At 68.9% G+C, this 1,578-nt stretch carries 1 protein-coding gene and 1 pseudogene; one reads left to right on the top strand and one right to left on the bottom strand.

Features of this window, described 5'->3' with window-relative positions:
• Positions 1-787 (top strand): LLM class flavin-dependent oxidoreductase (locus JMF90_RS36455; RefSeq protein ID WP_201326284.1); only part of this gene is annotated, 787 nt, incomplete at its 5' end.
• 54 nt (positions 788-841) lie between these two features.
• Here JMF90_RS36455 and JMF90_RS36460 read toward each other — a convergent pair.
• Positions 842-1,578, bottom strand: a pseudogene (locus JMF90_RS36460) (acyl-CoA dehydrogenase); the annotation flags it as partial.

Below are 1,578 nucleotides of genomic sequence, written 5' to 3' on the forward strand. Positions count from 1 at the left end.
GCATTTCGCGAAGTTCACCGCGACGCTCGACCACATTTCGCGCGGCCGCTGGGGCATCAACGTGGTGACCGGCCACCGCGCGATCGAGCATGAGATGTTCGGCTGGAACCGGATCGAACACGACCGGCGCTACGAGATGGCCGCCGAATTCCTCGATGCGGTCCAGCAGTTGTGGGCGCAACCGGATAATTTCAGCTACACGCCCGAGCTGTCGAGCTGGCGGCTGGGCGGCGCATTCGTCACGCCGAAGCCGCGCTACGGTCGCCCGCTGCTGATCAACGCGACGGGTTCCGATGCGGGCATCGCGTTCGCCGCGCGCTATTCGGACATCGTGTTCGTCACGAGTCCGGCTGGCCCGGACGCCGAACGCGCGATCGACGCGCTGCCCGCGCATACGGCCCGCGTGAAGGCGGCGGCCGCCGCGCGCGGCCGCACGATCCGCACCTTACTCAATCCGCTCGTGATCTGCCGCGAGACGGCGGCCGAAGCGCGCGCCTACCGTGACGCGATCGTCGCGCATGCGGACGAAGGCAGCTTCCACCGCTTCGACAGCGACGCGCACGCGTGGCGCGGCGGGTTCGAGCAGCGTGCGCAGGCCGCCGCGCGCGCGATCGGCGGCAATATCTCGATCACCGGCTCGCCCGAAGAAGTCGCCGATATCATCGTGCGGCTGCACCGCGCGGGCATCGACGGCGTCCAGTTGAGTTTCTACGATTTCAAGCCCGACCTGGACTTCTTCGGCGAGCGCGTGCTGCCGCTGCTGCGCAAAGCCGGCCTGCGGCGTTAAGGTCGGCGCTGAAACCCGGCACGACGGCGTAGCCGCCGCCGCTGGCGGCCGTCGTCAGAACACGCGCCCTTCGGTGAGGTGCGTGGTCACGCCGTTCAGCACGTAATCGCCGACCACGCGCGCCTTGTGCAGCAACGGGTTGTGGCTGAAGATCGTGCGCAGGTTGCGCCAGTGGCGATCGAAGTTGTGCTCGCGCGCCGTCGCCGACGCGCCGCCCACTTCGAACAGCCGCTCGGCCGCATGCAGCGCGAGCTTGCTGACGATCAGTTGCGTGCGCGCGGTCGCGAGCGCGCTGTCGAGTACGAGCGCATCCGCATCGGCGGCGCCCGCTTCGATCGCGTCGGCGGAGCGGTCGAGCGCGCGCGCGTTTTCTCGCACGAGCGCGTCGATCGCATGGCTGTGCGCGGACAGCTCGCCGACGATCTGCTGGACGAAATGATCGTCGCGTGCGGTCGGCGCCGGGCTGTGCAGCGCGGGACGGCCGTGCGCGAGCACGTAGCGGCGCGCATCGGCCACCACGTTGCGCACGATGCCGGCGCCCGTCGCGACGAGATGAAGCTGCCGCAGCGCACCGCAATGACGGCCGACGAGCGTCGCCCCGTCGCGCGGGACCACTTCGTCCGCGAACACCTGCACGTCGTTCAGCAACAGGCTGCCGCTCGCGGTCATGCGCTGGCCCATGCCGTCCCAGTCGTCGAGCACCTGCAGGCCATCGCGCGCCACCGGAATGATCACGGCGAGCGTGTCGCCCTGCTCGTTCTCCACGTTGATCGTAATAACTTCGTATAGCA

Origin of the sequence: Burkholderia sp. E168m23 (assembly GCF_016586125.1) — a bacterium.
In the GTDB taxonomy this organism is placed as follows: Bacteria; Pseudomonadota; Gammaproteobacteria; order Burkholderiales; family Burkholderiaceae; genus Burkholderia; species Burkholderia orbicola.